17 protein-coding genes and 1 pseudogene are annotated in these 22931 nt (G+C 69.6%); 10 read left to right on the forward strand and 8 right to left on the reverse strand.

Annotation, left to right across the window (positions count from 1 at the left end; all coding sequences use genetic code 11):
• The first annotated feature begins 89 nt into the window (after window positions 1-89).
• Together ACWDA7_RS21595 and ACWDA7_RS21600 are read left to right on the forward strand one after the other, a co-directional pair.
• Window positions 90-1592 (forward strand): YfbK domain-containing protein, encoded by a 1503-nt coding sequence (locus tag ACWDA7_RS21595; protein ID WP_450605854.1) that lies wholly within the window; start codon window positions 90-92, stop codon window positions 1590-1592.
• A 130-nt stretch (window positions 1593-1722) separates the two neighbouring features.
• Entirely contained in the window at window positions 1723-3642 is a 1920-nt protein-coding gene (locus ACWDA7_RS21600; RefSeq protein WP_450605855.1) for an AMP-dependent synthetase/ligase, read from the forward strand.
• An 86-nt stretch (window positions 3643-3728) separates the two neighbouring features.
• Here the strand turns inward: ACWDA7_RS21600 and ACWDA7_RS21605 are convergent, their stop codons facing one another.
• Window positions 3729-4136: a rodlin gene (locus ACWDA7_RS21605; RefSeq protein WP_450605856.1), complete on the reverse strand. Its 408-nt coding sequence runs from the start codon at window positions 4134-4136 to the stop codon at window positions 3729-3731.
• A gap of 865 nt (window positions 4137-5001) precedes the next feature.
• Between ACWDA7_RS21605 and ACWDA7_RS21610 the strand changes: the two genes are divergently transcribed.
• The 3 genes from ACWDA7_RS21610 (at window position 5002) to ACWDA7_RS21620 (ending at window position 6522) form a co-directional block, all read left to right on the forward strand.
• Window positions 5002-5193: a chaplin gene (locus tag ACWDA7_RS21610; protein WP_359399255.1), complete on the forward strand. Its 192-nt coding sequence runs from the start codon at window positions 5002-5004 to the stop codon at window positions 5191-5193.
• A 126-nt stretch (window positions 5194-5319) separates the two neighbouring features.
• A complete protein-coding gene (locus ACWDA7_RS21615; RefSeq protein WP_450605857.1) occupies window positions 5320-5943 on the forward strand; it encodes a chaplin family protein in 624 nt (207 codons plus the stop codon).
• Window positions 5944-6321: 378 nt separating this feature from the next.
• The gene (locus ACWDA7_RS21620) at window positions 6322-6522 is read left to right on the forward strand and encodes a helix-turn-helix transcriptional regulator (RefSeq protein ID WP_450605858.1); all 201 of its coding nucleotides are present in this window, start codon (window positions 6322-6324) and stop codon (window positions 6520-6522) included.
• Between the two features lie 132 nt (window positions 6523-6654).
• Here the strand turns inward: ACWDA7_RS21620 and ACWDA7_RS21625 are convergent, their stop codons facing one another.
• Both ACWDA7_RS21625 and ACWDA7_RS21630 read right to left on the reverse strand, forming a co-directional pair.
• Window positions 6655-7698 (reverse strand): zinc-dependent alcohol dehydrogenase family protein, encoded by a 1044-nt coding sequence (locus tag ACWDA7_RS21625; RefSeq protein ID WP_450605859.1) that lies wholly within the window; start codon window positions 7696-7698, stop codon window positions 6655-6657.
• A 76-nt stretch (window positions 7699-7774) separates the two neighbouring features.
• Window positions 7775-10063, reverse strand: a complete 2289-nt coding sequence (locus ACWDA7_RS21630; protein WP_450605860.1) for an MMPL family transporter — start codon at window positions 10061-10063, stop codon at window positions 7775-7777.
• Window positions 10064-10229: 166 nt separating this feature from the next.
• Between ACWDA7_RS21630 and ACWDA7_RS21635 the strand changes: the two genes are divergently transcribed.
• The 3 genes from ACWDA7_RS21635 to ACWDA7_RS21645 all read left to right on the forward strand — a co-directional run bounded on the left by ACWDA7_RS21635 (window position 10230) and on the right by ACWDA7_RS21645 (window position 13898).
• Complete coding sequence (locus ACWDA7_RS21635) at window positions 10230-10919, forward strand: TetR family transcriptional regulator (RefSeq protein ID WP_450605861.1); 690 nt, start codon at window positions 10230-10232, stop codon at window positions 10917-10919.
• A 333-nt stretch (window positions 10920-11252) separates the two neighbouring features.
• On the forward strand, window positions 11253-11492 hold the full coding sequence (locus ACWDA7_RS21640) for a heavy-metal-associated domain-containing protein (protein ID WP_450605862.1): 240 nt from the start codon (window positions 11253-11255) through the stop codon (window positions 11490-11492).
• Window positions 11493-11579: 87 nt separating this feature from the next.
• Window positions 11580-13898 (forward strand): heavy metal translocating P-type ATPase, encoded by a 2319-nt coding sequence (locus ACWDA7_RS21645; protein WP_450605863.1) that lies wholly within the window; start codon window positions 11580-11582, stop codon window positions 13896-13898.
• A gap of 589 nt (window positions 13899-14487) precedes the next feature.
• On the opposite strand, the gene ACWDA7_RS21650 is transcribed toward ACWDA7_RS21645, so the two are convergent.
• Window positions 14488-15777, reverse strand: coding sequence for a citrate synthase (locus tag ACWDA7_RS21650; RefSeq protein WP_450605864.1), 1290 nt, complete (start codon window positions 15775-15777; stop codon window positions 14488-14490).
• 349 nt (window positions 15778-16126) lie between these two features.
• Window positions 16127-18403, reverse strand: coding sequence for an SF1B family DNA helicase RecD2 (gene recD2, locus ACWDA7_RS21655; RefSeq protein WP_450605865.1), 2277 nt, complete (start codon window positions 18401-18403; stop codon window positions 16127-16129).
• Between the two features lie 96 nt (window positions 18404-18499).
• Between recD2 and ACWDA7_RS21660 the strand changes: the two genes are divergently transcribed.
• Together ACWDA7_RS21660 and ACWDA7_RS21665 are read left to right on the forward strand one after the other, a co-directional pair.
• Window positions 18500-18952 carry a hydrolase gene (locus tag ACWDA7_RS21660; protein ID WP_450605866.1) on the forward strand — a complete coding sequence of 151 codons (453 nt, stop codon included), beginning with the start codon at window positions 18500-18502 and terminating at the stop codon, window positions 18950-18952.
• Window positions 18953-19516: 564 nt separating this feature from the next.
• Entirely contained in the window at window positions 19517-20236 is a 720-nt protein-coding gene (locus ACWDA7_RS21665) for a DinB family protein (protein ID WP_450605867.1), read from the forward strand.
• 53 nt (window positions 20237-20289) lie between these two features.
• Here the strand turns inward: ACWDA7_RS21665 and ACWDA7_RS21670 are convergent, their stop codons facing one another.
• The 3 genes and pseudogenes from ACWDA7_RS21670 to ACWDA7_RS21680 all read right to left on the reverse strand — a co-directional run.
• The gene (locus ACWDA7_RS21670; RefSeq protein WP_450605868.1) at window positions 20290-20484 is read right to left on the reverse strand and encodes a hypothetical protein; all 195 of its coding nucleotides are present in this window, start codon (window positions 20482-20484) and stop codon (window positions 20290-20292) included.
• A 176-nt stretch (window positions 20485-20660) separates the two neighbouring features.
• On the reverse strand, window positions 20661-21302 hold the full coding sequence (locus tag ACWDA7_RS21675; protein WP_450605869.1) for a hypothetical protein: 642 nt from the start codon (window positions 21300-21302) through the stop codon (window positions 20661-20663).
• Window positions 21303-21312: 10 nt separating this feature from the next.
• Window positions 21313-22931 (reverse strand): annotated as a pseudogene (locus tag ACWDA7_RS21680) (hypothetical protein); the annotation flags it as partial.

The raw sequence follows: 22931 nt of genomic DNA on the forward strand, positions 1-22931 counted from the left end.
TCCATCCGCAACGCCCCGTACCGCACATCCGGGCCCCTTCCGCCGTCACAGTCACAGACGTCGACGTCAGCGGAGACAAGGGAGCACCCATGGGGGACTACCGGACACGACGACCGCGCGGCACACTGCTCGCGCTCGTGATCGCGGCTGGCCTGCTGATCACCGGCTGCTCGGGCGGCATCTCGGACCACTCGGGCAAGTCGTACGGCTCGGCCCCGTTCCCCGCCCCGGCGTACAGCGCGGGGCGGAGTGACGGCCGGGAGAGTGCGAACCACCTCTCCACGTTCGCACTGGACGTGGACACCGCCTCGTACGGCTACACGCGCCGCACCCTCGCCGAGGGACGTCTGCCGGATCCGGCGACCGTACGCCCGGAGGAGTTCGTCAACAGCTTCCGCCAGGACTACGAACGGCCGCACGGCAACGGCTTCAGCGTCACCGTCGACGGCGCGCGCACCGGCAAGGACGGCTGGTCGCTGGTCCGGGTCGGCCTCGCCACCCGCACCGCGCCGGAGGGCGAACGCCCGCCCGCCGCACTGACGTTCGTCATCGACGTCTCCGGTTCCATGGGCGAGCCCGGCCGCCTCGACCTGGTCAGGGACTCCCTCGGCATGTTGACCGACCGGCTGCGGGACGACGACTCGATCGCGCTCGTCACCTTCAGCGACGAGGCCAGGACGGTCCTGCCGATGACCCGCGTCGGCGGCCACCGCGCCCGCGTCCACGACGCGATCGACGAACTGCGGCCCACGGACTCCACCAACCTCGGCGCGGGTGTCCGCACCGGGTACGCCACCGCGGTCGAGGGTCTGCGCCCGGGCGCCACCAACCGGGTCGTGCTGCTCTCGGACGGGCTGGCCAACACCGGCGACACCGATGCCGACACCATCCTGGAGCGCATCGCGAACGCTCGCCGCGAGCACGGCATCACCCTCTTCGGGGTCGGTGTGGGCAGCGAGTACGGCGACGCGCTCATGGAACGCCTCGCCGACCGGGGCGACGGGCACACGACGTACGTCTCCTCCGACGAGGACGCCCGCAGCGTCTTCAGCGAGCAGTTGCCGCAGAACGTCGAGCTGACGGCCCGGGACGCGAAGGCCCAGGTCGCCTTCGACCCGCAGACCGTGGCGGAGTTCCGCCTCGTCGGCTACGACGACCGGCGCGTCGCCGACGAGGACTTCCGCGACGATCGCGTGGACGGCGGCGAGGTCGGTCCCGGCCACACCGTCACCGCGCTCTACGCGGTCCGCACCCGGCCCGGCACCACCGGGCACCTCGCCACGGCGAGCGTCCGCTGGCTGGATCCCGGCACCCGCGCCCCGCACGAGGAGTCGGGGCAGTTGGAGACCGGCTCCCTCGGCGACGATGTGTGGCGGTCCTCGTACGGACTCCAGGTCGCGGCGACGGCGGCGTACTTCGCCGACGACCTGCGCCAGGACGCCGCGTACCAGGCGGCCCGGCTCCCCGGCAGTCCAGGCCTCACCGCACTCGCGGAACACGCGGAGGGGCTGGCGGCGCGCCGGCAGGACACGGACGTACGGAGCCTCGCGAAGGCGATCCGGGAGGCGTCCGCACTGCGGGGCGCGGACTGACCCGTCCCCCGCACCGCGCGCCCTCGAACCGCACGATCCTTGTCCGCACCGTTGAAAATCCTTAACTCGCGAGTAAGTTGACCTCCAAGTAAGTACGCACGTCCGCACGCGAGCCGCGACCGGAGCCGTCATGAGCGTACGCAGGGATCTGAAACGGGCACGGAGGCGCAGCGACCTGGTGGACCGCACCGGGGTCGAGCTGATCAGGGACGATGCGGGGACGGTCCGCGAGGTGCGCAGCGCGCCGATGACGCCGCGCCCCTCGGCCGGCAGTACCGCCGACCTGCCCTTCACCAACGCGGCGGAGGCTCCCGGGGCGGTGGTGCTGCGCCGTCAGGAGGGGGCCACCTGGCGGCCGGTGACCGCGGCCGCCTTCGCCGCCGAGGTGACCGCCACCGCCAAGGGGCTGATCGCGGCGGGTCTCGAACCCGGCGACCGGGTCGCGGTCATGTCCCGCACCCGCTACGAGTGGACCGTTCTCGACTTCGCGATCTGGGCGGCAGGCGGACAGTCCGTTCCCGTCTACGCCACCTCCTCCGCCGAGCAGGTCGACTGGATCGTGCGGGACTCCGGAGCCCGCTTCGCCGTCGTGGAGAGCGCGGAGAACGCGCACACGGTCGCGACGGCGACGGCCTCGCATCCGCAGCCGCCGCAGGTGTGGCGTCTGGCCGAGGACGCCCTCGGCAGGCTCGCTGTCCTCGGCCGCGGCATCCCCGACGAGGAGGTGGCCAAACGCCGTGCCGCGCTCACCCCCGACACGGTGGCCACACTCTGCTACACCTCCGGCACCACCGGCCGCCCCAAGGGCTGCGTCCTCACCCACGCCAACCTGCACGCCGAGGCCGCCAACACCGTCGAACTGCTCCACCCCGTCTTCAAGGAGGTCACCGGCCAGGTCGCGTCGACCCTCCTGTTCCTGCCGCTGGCCCACATCCTGGGCCGCACCCTGCAGATCGCCTGTCTGATGGCCCGTATCGAGCTGGGCCACTTCCCGAGCATCAAGCCCGATGAACTGCGGCCCGCGCTACGGGAGTTCCGCCCCACGTTCCTGGTGGCCGTCCCTTATCTCTTCGAGAAGATCCACGACACGGGTCGTGCCACCGCCGAACGGATCGGCCGCGGCGCCTCCTTCGACCGCGCCGACCGTATCGCGGTCAGCTTCGGTGCGGCGCACCTGAAGAAGTTCCTGGGCGGCGGCAAGGGCCCGGGCCCGAGGTCGTATGCGGCGTGGGCACTGTACGACCTGCTGGTCTACCGGCGGATCCGCAAGGAGCTGGGCGGCCGGATGCAGTACGCCATCAGCGGCGGCTCCCCGCTCGACCGGGATCTCAGCCTGTTCTTCTACGCCGCCGGGATCATGGTCTACGAGGGCTACGGGCTCACCGAGACGAGTGCCGCCGCCACCATCGTCCCGCCCCTCGGGCCCCGCCCCGGCACGGTGGGCCTGCCCGTCCCGGGCACGGCCGTCCGCATCGCCGACGACGGCGAGGTCCTGATCAAGGGCGGCGTGGTCTTCGGCGGGTACTGGAACAACCCCGCGGCGACGGACGCCGTGCTCAGCGGCGACTGGTTCGCCACGGGCGACCTGGGGGCGCTCGACCAGGACGGCTATCTCACCATCACCGGCCGGAAGAAGGACATCCTCATCACCAAGGGCGGCAAGAACGTCTCCCCCGCCGTCCTGGAGGACCGGCTGCGCAGCCGCTCGCCCGTCGGCCAGTGCATCGTGGTGGGCGACAACCGCACTTATGTCGCCGCCCTGATCACCCTGGACCCCGAAGCGGTCGCCCACTGGCTCGCCGTGCGCAAACTGCCCGCGGACACCCCGATGTCCGAGGTGGTCCGCGATCCGCAGATGCGCGCGGAGGTGCAGAAGGCCGTCGACCACGCGAACCAGGCGGTCTCCCGGGCGGAGTCCATCCGCAGATTCGCCTTGGTCGAGGGCGAGTTCACGGAGGAGAACGGACTGCTCACCCCCTCCCTGAAGATCAAGCGGCAAGCCGTGACAAAGGCGTACGCGCGGGAGATCGAGGGACTGTACGGCGACTGAGGCCGTACGAGAGCCGTCGCACCGGCCTGAGCGCGCCAAAGGGGCGGCCCGCCGAGCCGCGGCGGGCCACTCCTGGTGTACCGGGCTCAGCTGTTGCCGGTTCCGTTGCCGGACAGGACCGGGATGTCGTCCAGGATGTGCGACAGCGGCTCGTCGCCCTCGGCCTGGGTGGAGTTCTCGGTGCACTGCTGGTTCTGCGGCGACGACAGGACCGGGACGTCCTGGACGGCGACCGGCACGACGCCCACGAGCGAACCGGCGTTGACCTTGGCCGGCAGGCCGACACAGGGCTTGTTCAGCGAGCCCTGGACGAGCGCCATCTGGGGGCTCATGCTGCCGTACGTGGCCGAGTTGCCGTACTGCTGCGTGGAGCTGTTGCCGTTGGTGGACGTCGTGCCACCGTCGTCGCTGATCGCCAGCGCCTGCTGTGCGGCCGCCGCCGAGGCGCCGACAACGGATGCGGCGACTACCGCGGCAGCCATGAACTTCTTCATCACTTGCTAGTCCCTTCTGGAGAAACCCCGTCCACCGGAGCGCTCTGGACAACTACCAGGCGATCTCTTGGTTGCTCCCATTCACTCCGATGGTCCATACGGAGGAGTGGAACAGGGCCGCGCCCCACCTGCGGAATGGCCGAATCAGCCGCCATGGACCGGCCCGTCCGAGTGAATTTCCGAAACCAATCCGAGGGGGCCAGGTCGGTGGCAGAGCAGGACCATGGATCTTGGCCGGGAAAGGTACGGGAAATGTTCCGCAAGGGAATGGCCGGCGTCCGCAGCGGCTGCTCGTCCAGGGCTCGCCCAGCAGGCTCTCCGTAGGCCCGCCGGCGAAGGCGAACGCCGGATCGCCCGTGGGCCTCATGCCGGTCGCGGCCCAGGACGTGCCGGCCCTCGGCCGCGCAGAACCAGCGGTGCACTGGGAACTTGACCCGGGCAAAGGGTGACGAATCGTTTTCGCACCTCGTGAACGACATCCCGGTCCCGTCGGGCAACGGCACCGGCAGCAGCCGAGGTTCGGGCTGCACGCGGCTGCACGCAACGAACAGGTCAGCGGCGAGTTGGGCCGTGCACCGGAGCAACTCCCCATCCCGCTGGGTGCATTGCCTCGACTCTTGCGGGACCGGATCGATCCCCGATGCACTTTGCGTATGAATTCACCGGCGGCGTTCGGGTGAATTAGTTGGCGCATGCAGTTCGGGAGTTGCTTCAGCCGCCTATTCCTCGTTTCACAGTGTGCAGGTCGTGCGGCGAGCTGTTCAAGTTGTGCTCGCTCGGCTCCGGCCGTCACAGGGGCACGACCGCACAGAAGGGAAACCACGTGAAGCACAAGAAGAGCGCTGCCGTTGTCGCCGGCGCCATCATGGCCCTGGGAATGGCTGCTCCGGCGATGGCCGACTCGGGCGCCGAAGGTTCCGCCGTCAACTCTCCGGGTGTTCTGTCCGGGAACGTCATCCAGATTCCGGTGCACGTGCCCATCAACGCGTGCGGCAACACGGTCAACGTCATCGCGCTGCTGAACCCGGCGTTCGGCAACGCGTGCTCCAACAGCTGACGTCATAGCCGCCGCGGCTGATGTCCTCACTCACCAGCCGCCCGGCCGTGTCAGGGCCGGCCTTGGACTGCACTTCACGGCTCCAGGGCCGGCTTTCCCACTACTACCAGCAGGAAGACAACTAGAGTGCGACAGACCCTGAGCAGGGGAATGGTCGCGGCGGCCGCCGCGACGGGCATCCTCTCCCTGTGCGGCAGCCCGGTGTTCGCGGACTCGCAGGCCGACGGCACCGCGGCCGGATCACCGGGCGTCGCGTCCGGCAACACCGTCCAGGTCCCCGTGCACATCCCGGTCAACGTCTGCGGCAACACGGTGAATGTGGCTGCGGCGCTGAACCCCGCGTTCGGCAACTCCTGTGCCAACGGCCGCCCCGCAGCGCAGGCGGCCCCTGTGCAACAGGCCCCCTCCGTCCCGGCGCAGACCCCCCGTGACAGCGGTTCCAGCTGCGCCCCGTGCTCGAGCGGCCCCGGCAGGGTCCAGCCTGGTGTCGGCGTCTCGCACACACCGGAGCAGGGGACCAGCCAGACCGGCCAAGAACACCCCGCACAGCCCAGCGTTCCTCAGCAGCCGAACACGCCGGAGATCGGCGTGCCGGCGATCAACTCGCCCAGCACGCAGACGCACGTGGCGCCCGCCGCCCTGGCCGAGACCGGTAGCGAGGGTCTGCTCGCGGCCTCGGCGGTCAGCGTCGCGATGCTGACCGGCGGGCTCATCCTGTACCGGCGGGGCAGGACCACGTCCCACCGCTAGCGGGCCGGTGCCGGGCACCTCGCGCGCCCGGCACCCGCGCCGCACAATTCCTCCTCACGGCACGGCCCAGGGGCGGTAACCCATTCACATGGGTGCCGCCCCTGGGCCGTATCCGTGTGCGGAACTCGACGGTGGGTCCGGTCCGGCGAAGACGCCGTCGACGGCCCCGAATTCATCATCCGTGTCACAAAGAACTCCTCCGTGTCACACATGTCCCGGATACTCGGCCCTTCCGTCACACCCGGTTCACAAGCCCTGTCCGCTTCGCGAGGTGCCTCGTTGAGGGAGCACAGGCTTTGTGATCGCCAGCGCAGCGCCCGGCTCCCCCGACGACCTCCCCCAGGTCGTCGCCGCGGCGCGCGCGGGGAGGTGCTGCTGATGACCGAACGTCGTCTCTGGTCCTACAAGGAGATCGCCGCGCACATCCGGGTGCGGCCGGACACCGTGAGGTCCTACCGCAAACACGGACTGCTTCCGCCGCCCGACCATGTGGAGGGCGGAAAGCCCTACTGGTACGCCGACACGGTGCGCAACTGGGTGGCCTCCCGCCCCGGCAATCGCGGCCGCGGAGAGACCTGACTTTCCCACGCCTGCGGCCCGCCCCACGCGGGGCGGGTCACTCGCCCGTCGTCGCCTTCGCGGCCGTGCCGGGTGCGTAGCTCCGGGGGCCGGAAGGGACCGCGACGACCCGGCCCGTCCGTCTAGGACGTCTCAGATCCACGGTTCGATCACCGTCACTCCGTTGCCCGGCGCAGTACCCATCGCTGCCAGGGCCTCGGGGGACGCGCTCAGCGGAATCGTCGAGGTGACCAGGAGGTCGGGGCGCAGGGCGCCGGAGCGCACCAACTCCAGCATGGGCGGGTAGGTGTGGGCCGCCATGCCGTGGCTGCCGAGGATCTCCAGTTCCAGGGCGATGGCCCGGGACATGGGCACCGGGGCCGTGCCTGTCGTCGACGGCAGCAGGCCGACCTGGACATGGCGGCCGCGGCGGCGCAGGCCGTTCACCGATGCGGCACAGGTTGCCGGGGAGCCGAGCGCGTCGAGGGAGACGTGGGCGCCGCCGCCCGTCAGGGCGCGGACGGCATCCGCCGTGTCCTCGGTGCCCGTGGCGTCAAGGCACTCGGCCGCCCCGAACTTCCGTGCCAAATCGAGGGCCTGAGGCGATACATCGACGGCGACGACCCTCGCACCACACGCCGCCGCGATCATCACCGCTGAGAGGCCGACACCGCCGCAGCCGTGCACCGCGACCCACTCCCCCGCCGCAGTCCGGCCCTGCTGGACGACCGCGCGGAAGGCCGTGGCGAACCGGCAGCCCAGCGACGCGGCCGTCCGGAACGACATGTCCTCGGGGACCGCGACGAGATTCACGTCCGCGTGCTCCAGCGCCACGTACTGTGCGAAGGAACCCCAGTGCGTGAACCCCGGCTGGGTCTGCCGCTCGCACACCTGCTGGTCGCCCGCCGCACAGGACGGACAAGTCCCGCAGGCGCAGACGAAAGGCACCGTGACCCGATCGCCGGGCCGCCACCTGGTCACTGCGGCGCCCACCTCCTCGACCACACCGGCCAGTTCGTGCCCGGGCACATGGGGAAGGGCGATGTCCGGGTCGTGTCCCATCCAGCCGTGCCAGTCGCTGCGGCACAGGCCCGTCGCCTCGACGCGCACCACGACACCGTGCTCGGAAGGCTCCGGGTCCGCCACCTCGCGCACCTCGGCCGACTCTCCGTACCGCTCGAACACCACCGCACGCATACGACCGCACCCTCCGCCCGCGTCTGCGATCTCCGGGGCCGAGCCCGGACCCGGAGATCATCCCTCCGACGGAACGCTAGCCGCGCGCCCCGGCCTTGTCGCGGCCCCGGTCGGCCTCCGGTTCCTGGACGACGACTGCCACCGGTTCCTCCTCGCGCAGCCCGAACCGCTGGTGGAAGCGCCGCAGTGGTGCGGGAGCCCACCAGGTGGCCCGGCCGGTCAGTCGCATCACCGCCGGGACCAGCAGGCTGCGCACGACCATCGCGTCCATCAGGACCGCCAGCGCGATGCCCAGACCGAGCATCTTGGTGTTGGTCACCCGTGAGGTACCGATCGCGACCATCACCACCGCCAGGATGGCCGCCGCCGCAGTGATCAGCCCGCCGGTGCGCTGCAGCCCGAAGCGCACCGCCTCACGGTGGTCGCCCGTGTGGTCGTACTCCTCCTTGATACGGGACAGCAGGAAGACGCCGTAGTCCATGGAGAGACCGAAGGCCACGCAGAACATCAGGACCGGCAGCGTCGTCTCGATCGAGCCTGGACTGGTGAAGCCGAGCAGGCCCGACAGATGCCCGTCCTGGAAGACCCAGACCACCGCACCGAACATCGCCGTGAGACTCAGTGCGTTGAGCAGGACCGCCTGCACCGGAATCAGCACGCTGCCGGTGAGCAGGAAGACCAGGAGCAGGGTGATCGCGGCGATGACGGCCGCCGCCCAGGGCAGCCGCTCGGCGATCGCGTGCTTGGAGTCCACCAGGATCGCGGCCGTGCCCGTCACCGACGTGTCGAACGGGGCTCGGACGCCGCGCAGTTCGCCGACCAGCCGCTGCGCTCCGGAGTCCACCGCTTCGCCCCTCGGCTGGACCGTGAAGTACGCCTTCTCGCCGCTGACCAGCGGTCCCTCCACCCGCTGCACCTCGGGCAGAGCTGCGACACGGTCCTTGTAGGCGGCGTACTGCGCCGGGGTGGCCCGTCCGTCGGCGAGCACCTCCAGGGCGCCGCCCGGGCTGCCCGGGAACCCGTCGCGAATATGCTGCTGCACCACATGGGACTCGGCGCCCGAAGGCAGCTGGCGGTCGTCCGCCGTGCCGAACTTCACGCCTAGGAAGGGCAGTCCGAGGATCACCAGGCCGACCGTGGTGGCCACGGCGAAGAGCGGGGCACGCCGCATCACGAGCCTCGCCATCCTGCCCCAGCCGGTGCCCTGCCGGGCCTCCCGCGGGGCCCCGCGCCTGAACAGCCGCCTCAGGTCGAGGGCGTTCACCCGGTGGCCCAGCAACACCAGGGCCGCCGGGAGCAGGACCAGGGCTGCCGCCGCGGCCAGGAGCACCACCGCGATGCCGGCGTAGGCGAAGGAGCGCAGGAAGTACTGGGGGAAGACCAGCATCGCGGCCAGGGAGACGGCCACCGTCAGGGCGGAGAAGAGGACCGTCCGTCCCGCGGTGCGCAGCGTCACGGCGACGGCGCTCAACGGGTCGCCGTCCGTGGACAGTTCCTCGCGGAACCTGCGCACGATGAACAGCGCGTAGTCGATGGCGAGGCCGAGACCCAGCGCCGTGGTGAGGTTCAGCGCGAAGACGGACACGTCGGTGAGCTCGGTGAGCCCGCGCAGCACGGCGTTGGTGCCGAGGATGGCGACGATGCCGATGCCCAGCGGGAGCAGGGCCGCGACCGCGCTGCCGAAGACCATCACCAGCAGCACCAGGGTGATCGGCAGGGCGATCAGCTCCGCCCGGGCCAGATCCTCCTGGATGGTCGTCTGCATCTCGGAGCGCACGGCGACCGGGCCGCCGACCTTCACCGTCACCGGGCCGTGTGCTCCCCGGTAGGAGGGCGCGATGCGGTCCAGGGTGTCGCTCGCCGCCTTCTCCTCGCCCGTGATGTGCGCCGCTATCAGCGCCTCGTGGCCGTCCGCGGCGCGCAGCGCGGGCGCGCCCGACTTCCAGTAGGAGCCGACTCCTGTGACACCGCGCTCCGAGGCGAGCCGCGCGGTCAGGCGCTCGGCCTCGGCGGCGACCGCCGGATCGTCCACGGACCTGTGCCCGGAGTCGACGAGGAGCAGCAGATTGGGCTGCGAGGCGGGGAACTCACGCTCCAGCGCCGTGGTCGCGTACGTGGACTGGGCGGCCGGGTCCTGCCAGCCGCCGCTGCCCAGCCGGTCGGCGACCCCGCTGCCGGCCACCACGGCCAGCGCGGTGAGCAGCAACGCGACGAGCAGCGACAGCCGGGGGCGCGCGGTCACGAAGCGGGTCCAGCCGCCGGGCCGCGCACCTCCCGGTCCTGTACCCCCAGGGTCCACGCCCGGTTCGGATCCGCCCCCTTCGTCGCGCCTGTCCCGGCGAACTGTGTTGTTGACTTCGGCCATGATGCGGTGTCCCCTTCACCGTGACCCCGCATCCTGTACGTCCGTGCAGGGGGCATGGGTCGTCCATTGCACATAGACTGGCAAACACGAGTCTTCGCTCGCGTTCCAAGAATGCGAGCGACCGCTCGCGTCTGTCAATCGCGTTCCGAGAAGCTGGGGATAACGCGTGCCCAAGAGTCAGCAGACGGAGGGGCCGGTCACCGGGCCGGCCACGGAACCGGCCGAGCAGCAGCCGCAGGAGACCAGGCCACGCCGCCGCCAGGCGCGCGGCGAGCGCCGCATCGCCCAGCTCCTGCAGGCCGCCGCCACGGTCTTCTGCCGCACCGGCTACACCGCCGCGAGCACGAACGCGATCGCCCGGGAGGCCGGCGTCTCCCCGGGCACCCTGTACCAGTTCTTCCCGAACAAGGAAGCGATCGCGATCAGCCTCGGCGACGAATTGCTGCGGCAGTGGCAGGAGTCGCAGGACCGGGCCCTCGCCCAGGAGAACCTCGGGCTGCCCCTGGCCGAGATGCTGGACGCGACCCTCGACCCGTTGATCGCCTTCAACGTCGAGAACCCCGCCTTCGCCGTCCTCCTGCACGGCCCGGACACCCCCGGACCGATCGCCCAGGAGCACAACACCCTGCACGAGGCCTCGCTCACCCGCATCGAGCAGATGGTCGCGGGCTATCTGCCGAGCACGCCGTCCGACGAGCGCTCCCGGACCGCGAACATGGCGCTCGCCCTCTTCAAGGCCGGCCTCGACCTGATCATGTCCCACGAGGGAGTGGAGCGGGAGGCGTACATCACCGAACTGAAGAGCGTGATGTACCGGTACCTGGAGCCACTTCTGGGCGACAAGCCCAGCCCCTGAGGCCGTCGCGCTGCCGCCGAGGCTCGGCACGGCGGCCGCGCCCGCGCAGCAGCCCCCATCCCGCGGTCCCGACCCCGGCTCCGACCCCCGCCGCCCCGGCCCGGCCCCATACCGCGACCCCGGCGCACCCCCACCCCGCCCGCCGACCCACACGCCGGCCCCGCACGGCAGACGGGCCCGCGCGGCAGCCCAGGTCCGCAGCCCGGCCCCGCGCGCCGGACCCCAGGCCCGAGGAGCGCGCCCGCGACGCGCCCCGAGCCTCTTTGATGAATACCCCCTAGGGGTATATTGTGGTTGCACGTAAGCCTCACGTGTCTCCTCGAGGAGTAAGACATGACCGCGCAGACCGACGCCCCTGGTTCCGTGACGACCCTCTACAAGGTGAGCGGAATGAGCTGCGGGCACTGCGAAGGCGCCGTCTCCGGCGAGATCTCCGGGATCACCGGAGTCAGCTCGGTCACCGCCGTCGCATCCACCGGCGAGGTGACCGTGGTCTCCGCCGCGCCCCTCGACGACGAGGCCGTGCGGGCCGCGGTCGACGAGGCCGGTTTCGAACTCGTCGGCAGGGCCTGAAGCACCAGCATCTGCTCTCCGCACCGGGCCGTGCCGACCAGCTGATACTGGCTCCGCACGGCCTGGTCCGTTGTCTGGAGTCCGGACATGACCAGCACCACAGCACCCGCCCCTACAGAGGTCGCCGCACTCGCCGAGGTCGAGCTCACCATCGGCGGCATGACCTGTGCCTCCTGCGCGGCCCGGGTCGAGAAGAAGCTCAACCGCATGGACGGCGTCACCGCCACGGTGAACTTCGCGACGGAGAAGGCGAAGGTCGCGTACGCCCCGGGGATCGAGGTCGCCGACCTGATCGCCACGGTGGTGAAGACCGGCTATACCGCGGAAGAACCCCCGCCGCCCCGGCCCGAAGCGGCCGACGGGCCCAAGGAGACCGACGGCGGCGGCCGGGACCCCGAGTCGGCCGCCCTCCGTCAGCGCCTCACCGTCTCGGCGCTGCTCGCCCTGCCCGTCGTGCTGCTCTCAATGGTCCCGGCCCTGCAGTTCGACAACTGGCAGTGGCTCTCACTCACGCTGGCCGCTCCCGTCGTCGTATGGGGCGGACTGCCGTTCCACAGGGCCGCGTTCACCAACGCCCGGCACGGCGCCGCGACCATGGACACCCTGGTCTCGGTCGGCACGCTCGCCGCGTTCGGCTGGTCCCTGTGGGCGCTGTTCTGGGGAGATGCCGGGATGCCCGGCATGCGTCACGGCTTCGACCTCACCGTCTCGCGCACCGACGGCTCCTCGACCATCTATCTCGAAGTGGCGGCCGGAGTCGTCGCGCTCATCCTGCTCGGCCGCTATCTGGAAGACCGCTCCAAGCGGCGCGCGGGCGCGGCACTGAAGGCGCTGCTGGAACTCGGCGCGAAGGACGTGGCGGTCCTGCGCTACGAGGAGAGCGGGCGCGACGCGCTCCAGGGTGACGGCGATGGCACGCAACGGGCCGTCGCTCGTGAAGTACGCATTCCGGTGGCGCGGCTGGCCGTCGGCGACCGGTTCGTCGTACGGCCCGGCGAGAAGATCGCCACGGACGGGACGGTCGTCGAGGGTGTCTCAGCGGTCGACGTCTCCATGCTGACCGGGGAGTCGGTGCCGGTCGACGTGGCGGCCGGCGACACCGTGACCGGTGCGACCGTGAACGTGGGGGGCCGGCTGGTGGTCGAGGCGACCCGGGTCGGCGCCGACACACAGCTGGCGCGGATGGCGCGGCTCGTCGAGGACGCACAGAACGGTAAGGCCGAGGTGCAGCGGCTCGCCGACCGCGTCTCCGGGATCTTCGTCCCCGTCGTGCTGCTCATCGCCCTGGGCACGTTCGGGGTGTGGCTCGGTGTCACCGGCGACATGGTGGCCGCGTTCACCGCGGCCGTCGCGGTGCTGATCATCGCCTGCCCCTGTGCGCTGGGCCTGGCCACCCCGACCGCGCTGATGGTGGGCACGGGCCGCGGCGCCCAGCTGGGCATCCTCATCAAGGGCCCGGAGGTTCTGGAGTCCACACGCCGGATCGACACGGTGCTCCTGGACAAGACCGGCACGGTCACCACCGGACGCATGACCCTCCAGGGGGTGTACTCCGCCGAGGACGCCGACGAGAAGGAGGTCCTGCGGCTCGCAGGCGCCCTGGAGCACGCCTCCGAGCACCCCATCGCCCAGGCGATCGCGGCGGGCGCCCAGGAGCGCGTCGGCGGCCTTCCTGAGGTGGAGGGCTTCGAGAACGTCCCCGGGCTGGGCGTCCGCGGGCGCCTGGAAGGGCACGAGGTCACCGTGGGCCGCTTCTCGGGCACCCTCCCTGCCTCCCTGGGCCGGGCGAAGGCCGGGGCCGAGACAGAGGGGCGTACGGCCGTCGTGGTGGCCCGGGACGGCGTGGCCCTGGGCGTACTCACCGTCGCCGACGCGGTCAAGGAGAGCAGTGCCGAAGCCGTACGGGAACTGCGCGCGCTCGGGCTGAAGCCGGTCCTGCTGACCGGTGACAACCGGGCGGTGGCGGAGGCCGTGGCGCGCGCCGTCGGCATCGACGCGGGCGAGGTGATCGCCGAGGTGCTGCCCCAGGACAAGGTCGAGGTCGTCCGGCGCCTCAAGGCCGAGGGGCGGACGGTCGCCATGGTCGGTGACGGCGTCAACGACGCCGCCGCGCTCGCCACCGCCGATCTGGGCCTCGCCATGGGTACCGGCACGGACGCGGCGATCGAGGCCAGCGATCTCACGCTGGTGCGCGGTGATCTGCGGGTGGCCGCGGACGCGATCCGGCTGTCGCGGCGGACGCTTGCCACGATCAAGGGAAACCTCGTGTGGGCGTTCGGATACAACGTGGCCGCTCTGCCGCTGGCCGCCGCCGGGCTCCTCAACCCCATGATTGCCGGTGCGGCCATGGCGTTCTCCTCGGTGTTCGTCGTCACGAACAGCCTTCGGCTCCGGACGTTCTCCTGACGCAAGAGCCGCAGCCCCTCTAGAGTCCGAGGCGTGCCTCACATAAGCTCTTCACAAGGCTCGCGCATCATCCTTACGCTGGAGCCTCGATCGCCATTTCGGGGCTCTTGCGCACCTTCAGGACATATGCAAGAGACGCAGATCACAATGATGTGAACGTAACCAGCGGAAGGGTTCGTGAGTCTAAGTTGGCGATGTCAGAAGCGTCTTGGGGGGCGTGACTGACATCTGGGGATGTCTTGGGGGACGTTCCCAGGAACTGCGTTGCCGGGGCACGTACACCGGGGAGCTTTGAGCGGCCCTCCCGTCGGTACGCGTCCCGGCAGACCGCATCGCAGTGGTACGCCGAGTTGTGCTCGTTTTGCTCGCAGCGATTCAGGCGCTGTCCCGCAGACGCCCGGCCGGATCCCGTGGGGGGAATCCGCACCGGGACATGGGAAGGCGCCCTGTGTGCCGGCCCGTGGGGGGACCGTCTGCAGGGCGCCTTCCGCTTATTGCATGACGCGCAACACGCACCAGGCGTACGCCGCTCTACGACGACGTACGCCTTACGTACACAGAGACATACGCCTCACGTACGCGGAAATACTCAGCGCTCCTCGACCGGAACGAAGTCGCGCTCGACCACGCCCGTGTAGATCTGGCGCGGACGGCCGATACGCGAGCCCGGCTCCTTGATCATCTCGTGCCACTGGGCGATCCAGCCCGGCAGCCGGCCGAGGGCGAACAGGACCGTGAACATCTCGGTCGGGAAGCCCATCGCGCGGTAGATCAGGCCGGTGTAGAAGTCCACGTTCGGGTAGAGCTTGCGCTCGACGAAGTAGTCGTCGGACAGCGCGTGCTCCTCCAGCTTGAGGGCGATGTCGAGGAGCTCGTCCTCCTTGCCGAGGGCGGAGAGCACATCGTGCGCGGCGGCCTTGATGATCTTGGCGCGCGGGTCGAAGTTCTTGTAGACCCGGTGGCCGAAGCCCATCAGGCGGACGCCTTCCTCCTTGTTCTTCACCTTGCGGATGAAGGTGTCGACGTCGTTGCCGGAGTCACGGATGCCCTCGAGCATCTCCAGGACGGACTGGTTGGCACCGCCGTGCAGCGGGCCCCACAGCGCGTTGATGCCGGCCGAGATCGAGGCGAACATGTTGGCCTGCGAGGAGCCGACCAGCCGGACCGTGGAGGTCGAGCAGTTCTGCTCGTGGTCCGCGTGCAGGATGAGCAGCTTGTCCAGCGCGGAGACGACGACCGGGTCGAGGTCGTACTCCTGCGCGGGGACGGAGAAGGTCATGCGCAGGAAGTTCTCGACGTAGCCGAGGTCGTTGCGCGGGTAGACGAAGGGGTGCCCGATCGACTTCTTGTAGGCGTACGCGGCGATCGTCGGCAGCTTGGCGAGCAGGCGGATCGTGGAGAGGTTGCGCTGCTTCTCGTCGAAGGGGTTGTGGCTGTCCTGGTAGAACGTGGACAGCGCGGAGACCACCGAGGAGAGCATCGCCATCGGGTGCGCGTCGCGCGGGAAGCCCGTGTAGAAGTTCTTGACATCCTCGTGCAGCAGGGTGTGCTGCGTGATCTCGTTCTTGAAGGCGGAGAGCTCGTCGACGGACGGCAGCTCACCGTTGATCAGCAGGTAGGCGACCTCCACGAAGGTGGAGCGCTCGGCCAGCTGTTCGATCGGGTAGCCGCGGTACCGGAGAATGCCCTGCTCGCCGTCGAGGTAGGTGATGGCGGATTTATATGCGGCGGTGTTGCCGTAACCGCTGTCCAGGGTGACCAGACCGGTCTGGGCGCGGAGCTTCCCGATGTCGAAGCCCTTGTCACCGACGGTGCTGTCGACCACCGGGTAGGTGTACTCGCCGCCGTCGTACCGCAGTACTACAGAGTTGTCGCTCACGTCTTCCCTCACCGACGTAGTGCCTCATCTTCGAGGTGCCCTGACTGTCTCTACCATCCCCCATTTGGCGCAGGAGAGTGCACTCGGGGTCGACCCTTGGGCTTATCGGCGGCACTGAGTGCCGTCAACCTGCTCATCCTGCCCGCCTCCGCGTGGTTCCGGAAGTGCTCTGTGACCTTTGCGACTCGTTTGATCGATCATTTTTTTGGATTGCCGTCGGGAGGCCTGCAACTCGGGCCCCGGAGGGCCTCGGGGACGGTCTGGAGTCTGCCCTTGCGGGGCTCCGGAGACGGGTCCGGACCCCGCCCTTCCGGGACCCCCGGGCGGTCTGGAACCGGGATGCCCGGGCTCAGTCCTTGAGGCGTCTCGGGGACAACCGGTAATCCAGGGCCGTGCCGCGCCGGCCCGCCGACACCGTACGCACCGCCTGTCCGATCGCCTTGCGTGAACCGACGAGCACGACCAGCTTCTTGGCGCGGGTCACCGCGGTGTACAGCAGGTTCCGCTGGAGCATCATCCACGCCCCGGTGGTCACCGGAATCACCACGGCCGGATACTCACTGCCCTGGGAGCGGTGGATGGTCACCGCGTAGGCGTGTGCCAGCTCGTCCAGCTCGTCGAACTCGTACGGGACCTCCTCGTCCTCGTCCGTCAGCACCATGAGGCGCTGATCGACCGGGTCGAGCGAGGTGACCACGCCCACGGTGCCGTTGAAGACACCGTTTTTCCCTTTTTCGTAGTTGTTGCGAATCTGGGTGACCTTGTCGCCGACACGGAAGACCCGGCCGCCGAACCGCTTCTCCTGCAGGTCGGGGCGGGCAGGGGTGATCGCCTGCTGGAGCAGCCCGTTCAGGGTGCCCGCGCCGGTGGGTCCCCGGTGCATCGGCGCGAGCACCTGCACATCCCGGCGTGGGTCGAGCCCGAACCGGGACGGGATCCGCCGCGCCGCCACGTCCACCGTGAGCCGGCCGGCCTCCTCGGTGTCGTCCTCCACGAAGAGGAAGAAGTCCTTCAGACCGTCGGTGAGCGGGTGCTGCCCGGAGTTGATGCGGTGCGCGTTGGTGACCACGCCCGACTGCTGGGCCTGGCGGAAGACGCGGGTGAGGCGGACGGCAGGGATGGGGCTCCCGTCGGCGAGCAGATCCCTGAGGACCTCTCCCGCGCCGACGCTCGGGAGCTGGTCCACGTCGCCGACGAAGAGGAGATGGGCACCCGGTGCCACGGCCTTGACCAGCTTGTTGGCGAGCAGCAGGTCGAGCATCGAGGCCTCGTCGACGACGACCAGATCGGCGTCGAGGGGACGGTCCCTGTCGTATGCGGCATCACCGCCGGGCTTCAGTTCGAGCAGCCGGTGGACGGTGGAGGCCTCGGCACCCGTGAGCTCGGAGAGCCGCTTGGCGGCGCGCCCTGTCGGGGCGGCGAGCACGACCTTGGCCCGCTTGGCCCGGGCGAGCTCGACGATGGACCGTACGGTGAAGGACTTGCCGCAGCCGGGACCGCCGGTCAGGACGGCGACCTTCTCGGTCAGCGCCAGCCGTACCGCCTCCTCCTGCTCGGGCGCCAGCTCGGCTCCCGTGCGGCCCTTGAGCCAGCCCAGCGCCTTGTCCCACGCCACGTCCCGGAAGGCGGGCATCCGGTCGTCCTCCGTCCGCAGGAGACGCAGCAGCTGGGCGGAGAGGGAGAGCTCGGCGCGGTGGAAGGGGACGAGGTAGACGGCGGTGACGGGATCCCCTCCGTCCGGTCCCGGTACCCGTTCCCGTACGACACCGGGGTCCGAGTCGTCCTCGGGGGGCGCCGCCAGCTCGGCCAGGCACTCGATGACGAGCCCGGTGTCGACCTGGAGCAGCTTGACCGCGTCCGCGATCAGCCGCTCCTCGGGGAGGTAGCAGTGCCCCTGGTCGGTGGACTGCGACAGGGCGTACTGGAGACCGGCCTTCACGCGCTCCGGGCTGTCGTGCGGGATGCCGACGGACTGGGCGATCCGGTCGGCGGTGAGGAATCCGATGCCCCAGACGTCGGCGGCGAGGCGGTAGGGGTGGTTCTTGACGACGGAGATGGAGGCGTCGCCGTACTTCTTGTAGATGCGCACGGCGATGGACGTGGAGACCTCGACGGTCTGGAGGAACAGCATGACCTCCTTGATCGCCTTCTGCTCCTCCCAGGCGTCGGCGATCTTCTTGGTCCGCTTCGGGCCGAGGCCCGGCACCTCGATGAGCCGCTTGGGCTCCTCCTCGATGATCTGCAGGGTGTCGAGCCCGAAGTGCTGGGTGATGCGGTCGGCGAAGACGGGGCCGATGCCCTTCACGAGACCCGAGCCGAGGTAGCGGCGGATGCCCTGGACGGTGGCCGGCAGGAGCGTCGTGTAGTTCTCCACGGTGAACTGCTTGCCGTACTGGGGGTGGGAGCCCCAGCGCCCCTCCATCCTCAGCGACTCCCCGACCTGGGCACCGAGGAGCGCGCCCACGACGGTGAGCAGATCACCGGCGCCGCGGCCGGTGTCGACGCGGGCGACGGTGTATCCGTTCTCCTCGTTGGCGTACGTGATGCGCTCGAGCACACCCTCCAGCACGGCCAGGCGCCGCTCACCGGCACCCGCCTGCCCCGCCCGACTCGCCTCCTGGGTCATGATCCGACGCTACCGAAAAGGACTGACAGGCGGTGCCCGCCCGGCGCCCTTCCCGCACGGCAACGGCGGATCCGAGGGCCCTTGCATGATGGGGCCATGGATCCGGTGCTCCGCGACCTGCCGTCCGCCTTCTGGAGCGTTCCCTACGTGGGCTCCCGCTTCCCGGGGTCGCCGGCGGTGGCCGCGCGCCCGAGCCTTGCGGCGGGTGCGAACTGCCAGCTGTTCGCCTACGAGGTACTCCGGCACTTCGGCCTGACCCCACCCGCCCTGCGCTCGAGCGACCTGTGGACGGACACGCGGGCCACGGTCCGGGTGTCCGCCGCCCGGCCGCTCGATCTGATGCTGTTCAACGCCACCGCCGACCCGTACGGCGCCCATGTCGGGGTGCGGGTGGGCGAGGGACGGGTGCTGCACCTGTGTGCCGAGATGGGCCGGCCGGCGGTCTGGGAGCCGGCGGAGTTCGCGGCGCGGGAGCGCTACCGGGTGCTGGTCGGCATCAAGCGGGTGAACGCGGCGCGGGCGAGCGGGGGTTCCGACGGCGCGGGATGAACGATGCGGGCGACCGCCCGGACCGGGAGCCGGGCGGTCCGTCGGACATGTCACGACCGGTGCCCGTGACCTTTCTGACGAACGTCGTCGGATCTACAGCCTTGACCGATCCGGAAGCCGCACCGCCCGCCCCCCGTGAACACGTTCGTCGGAACGTTGAGGGTGACCGCGCCCACGGCACGAGCCGGGTTCTTTCCCCACTCGTCCCACGCCGAAGCCAATAAGCGGCTGCGCGCATCAGATGACATCGACTTCCAGCCTGTCACTTCGACCTCAACTCACCCTCGAACAGTCGGCTGTTGGTCGCCTCTGCCTCCGACACGGACACGCGGACGCCTGAAGCTCCAACCGCGAAACCGTGCTTATGCAGGGCGGCATGGGCCGTCGGCACCTCACGTGGTCCAGCTTCCCAGAACCACGTCACGTGGCTCCTTGGCACGCGCCAACTCCGGAGGCGGCCATGGCCTGTCGCCTTGGGCACGGAAATCTGTCGCGCCCCGTGAGCGTGAGTCGTTAGCCTCCGCCTGAGCGTGGCGAGGTACGGGACCGCGAAGGGAGCCGGACATGGAGACTGAGCGCGTACGGACCGACCGTTTGGGCTTGCTGCTCGACCAGTTCGACTGCGCCAGGGAGACGGCCCAGGTGCGGCTGACGGGGCTCAGCGACGAGGAGTACCTGTGGGAGCCGGCACCCGGCAGTTGGTCGATCCGGCGCCGCGCCGAGGCGGCGACGCCCAGGGCGTTCGGGCCAGGCGACTGGGTGCTCGATCAAGGCGCCCCGGAGATCCCGGCGAGCGAGTACGCCGAGGTTGCCCGGCAGGCTGCCGGCGGCATGACCGTCGCCAAGATCGCCGACGACTGGGGCGTGAGCGTCGAACGGGTCGAACAGGTCCTCCGCCACATCGGCCCGCCGGAGCCCGACGAGACACCGGTCACCACCATCGCGTGGCGGCTGGGACACCTGCACTTCTGCTTCGCGGGCGGATGGGAATGGACCTTCGGTGAACGGCGCCAGGACCCGAAACTGCTGGTCGACTTCTCCCCCACCGCTGCCCTGGCCGTCGAGCGATTCTGGGCGGTGATGGACCGCTGGCGAGACAGCGTCGCCACCGTGACCGACGAGCAGCTCGACACGATCGGCTTCTCGCAGTACCCGTACGGCTCAGACCCCGACGATCCGTACGCCGCCGTCCTGTGGGGCTCCAACCTGGAATTCATCCACCACATGGCCGAGATCGCGCTGCTCCGCGACCTCTGGCGGTCCCGCTCCACCACGCGCGGTTAGTTCGAGCGCTGAGCCCCGAGTCCAGGTGACGGACCGAGCCGGCACAGCGCTCGTCAGTGCTTACCCGTTAGCCTCTCGGTCGCCGACTCGATGAACACGGCAGTCTCCCGTTCGGAGATCTCCACGTGATCGACGCCGTTGTGTCCCAGTTCGTAGAGACGCAGGTACTCGGTGGGTTCCCAGCGAAGGTTCCGGGTGAAGGCCTCGTCATGCGCCTCTGCCTCCCGTCCGACGAGTCGCCGTCGCACGATCCCACGCGGATTGCTCCGTGGGTACCTGTCGCTGATCTTCGCGTAATACGTGATCCGGCCTTCGGCCCCCTCGTCGAGGGCGTCGAGCGTGCTGAGGCCGGCGACAGGAACGGCTCGGCGTCGAGGTCGGACTCGAGACTCCCTGTGGGACCATCTCGCCGTACGTGCGGGTTTCATAGCTGATCGGTCAGGTCCGGACCACGTCCACCCACCGTCTCAGGAGCTCTGACACCGTATCCTTCGGCACTTCCGAAGTACGTCGGTTCACCGGGCTCCGCGATCACACCCAGCAATTCCTCCAGCTCCTTCAGCGCCGCAGCGAGTCGCGGAGCGTTCTGCTGGTGAACTTCCGGATGCGGGGCACCACGGAAGTCGAACGGGCCCCAGATGTCATGGTAGACAGAAACTTCGGCCGAGAGGCCAACAGGCTCCGGGGAGACGCTCAATTCCACGACACGATACTCACGGTGCGGCACACCATACTCGTCCAGCCACACACCGCTCCCCGCCACGTGGAGGTCACCCAATTCCGCCGCAGGAAACCCGACAGGACGCATCTGATCAACGCGCTGGGCAACCTGCTCGTGATCGACTGACGCCATGATTGGAACACTTGTCGTTGCAGCCTTTCCTCCCAGTTCTGGAATGAACCAACCCCATTCCAGGACGCTCGGCTCCAACAGGTCGTATTTCTGCAGGACGGCGGACATTCGGGCAGCGGTCATGAGTGCCGATCGCAACCCCGGCTCCGCATAATCCTCCAGGTCCCAGAACCAGGACGCACATTCGCGCGGTGCGCGCATGAGGATGGACATAGATATTCCCTTACGGATACGTGGGGCCGTTGGCCGGAACGGTAATCGATCCGTCCTCGAACCTCAGCACGAAGGTGGCGTTCGTGATCCTAGCGCGGTATGCAACACGCCCGAGAATCTTATCGGTCAACGCCACTTTGGTGTCGTGAATGTCCAGGATCGCCACCTTCTGACCGTCAATCATTCCTGCCAGCTGCTTCTCTGCGATACCTTTCGTCGCACTATTGATACCACTCACGCTCTGCACGTCCTTGAGCTGTGCACCGTACTCGATTCGCTCACCGGACCTGACAAGCACATCCAGGTCCAGGCCTTGTTCGGGCTTCTTCAGTTCCAGCGCGAGCCCTTCGACGCCATGCGCCTGTAGATCCGTTGCGTGTTCCATCGCCATGTAAACCGCAGGCGTCATGTCGCTGGCCTTGGTGACTTGCTTGCACTGGGACAGAAGGTCCTTGTACCCAGGGAGATCGGCCAGGTTTCCGTCACTGATGTACTTGGCGATTCCAGCGCCGTATTCGCTCTTACGAAGTCCAGCGAGGGACTTCTCAATGTCCTGAGGCGCCATCTTGGCGCGTGCGAGTTGCTCAGCGACCTGCGCCTCATGTTCCGGCTGCATGGGGCCGGTCGGCACGGAAACCCTTTCGTGTCCCTCGCTGTAGTCGACCTTCGGGGGCTCGTGACCATTGCCAGGCCCGCTATGGCCTTCCCCTGCGGCTCCTTGGCCCGCGCCATCACTCGATGTGTGGCCTGCTCCAACCGCAGGACCCTCATGCGGGACGGGGTCAGGGGGGGTGTGGCCCGTCCCTTGCGAATGGCCGTCATGTCCACCAGTGGTATGGCCGTCATGGCCGGACCCACCGGAACCGTCCGTATGGCCGCCCGTGTGGCCGGAAGGAGGTTCGTGGCCGGCCGAGGGACCCGCGCCGTGCTCATGGGCACTTCCGCCCGGTAGGTGGTCGCCCGTCTGACCGCCGGGGAGGTGATCACCCGCATGGCCGCCGGGCAGGTCATGCCCCCCGGCGTGCACGGTCGGGATGTTGTCCCCGCCCGCGTGCACGGTCGGGACGTTCTCGCCGCCCACGTGCACCGCCGCGTCGTCGCCCGTGCGGCCCACGTCGCCGAGGTCATGACCCGCGCTGTCGCCGAGCCGGACCGTCTGGCCCGCGTGCTCCGCGGTGTGGGTGCCCGCGCCGACCAGGGCCGGTTCCTTGACCGGGGAGGGTGTATGCGGGACGTCCGAGCCGGCGTGCGGGTCGAGGTCGGTGCCGCCCGGCTCCTTCGGCGCGGCGTCGGCGTGCTGCACCACGTCGCCGTGCTCGTCGAGGATGTTGCCGTGCGGGTCCAGGTACTGCGCCGGGGCGCCGTGCTCGGTCGGCAGCTTCATGCTGCCCTCCGGCAGCACCGTCGCATCGTGCGGCAACTGGAAGTTGCCGTCCGGCAGCTTGACCGCACCCTCCGGGACCACCGCGCCCTCCGGCAGGTGCACGGTGCCGTCCGGCAGCTTCAGCGCACCCTCGGGCAGCGTGATCGCATTGTCCGGGAGCTTGGGGATGTCGATGTTGCCGACGCCCTTCAGCGCCTTGCTGATGTCCCCGATCTTCGACAGACCCGCACCGGCACCCTTGGCGA

Source organism: Streptomyces sp. NPDC001156 (assembly GCF_053598275.1).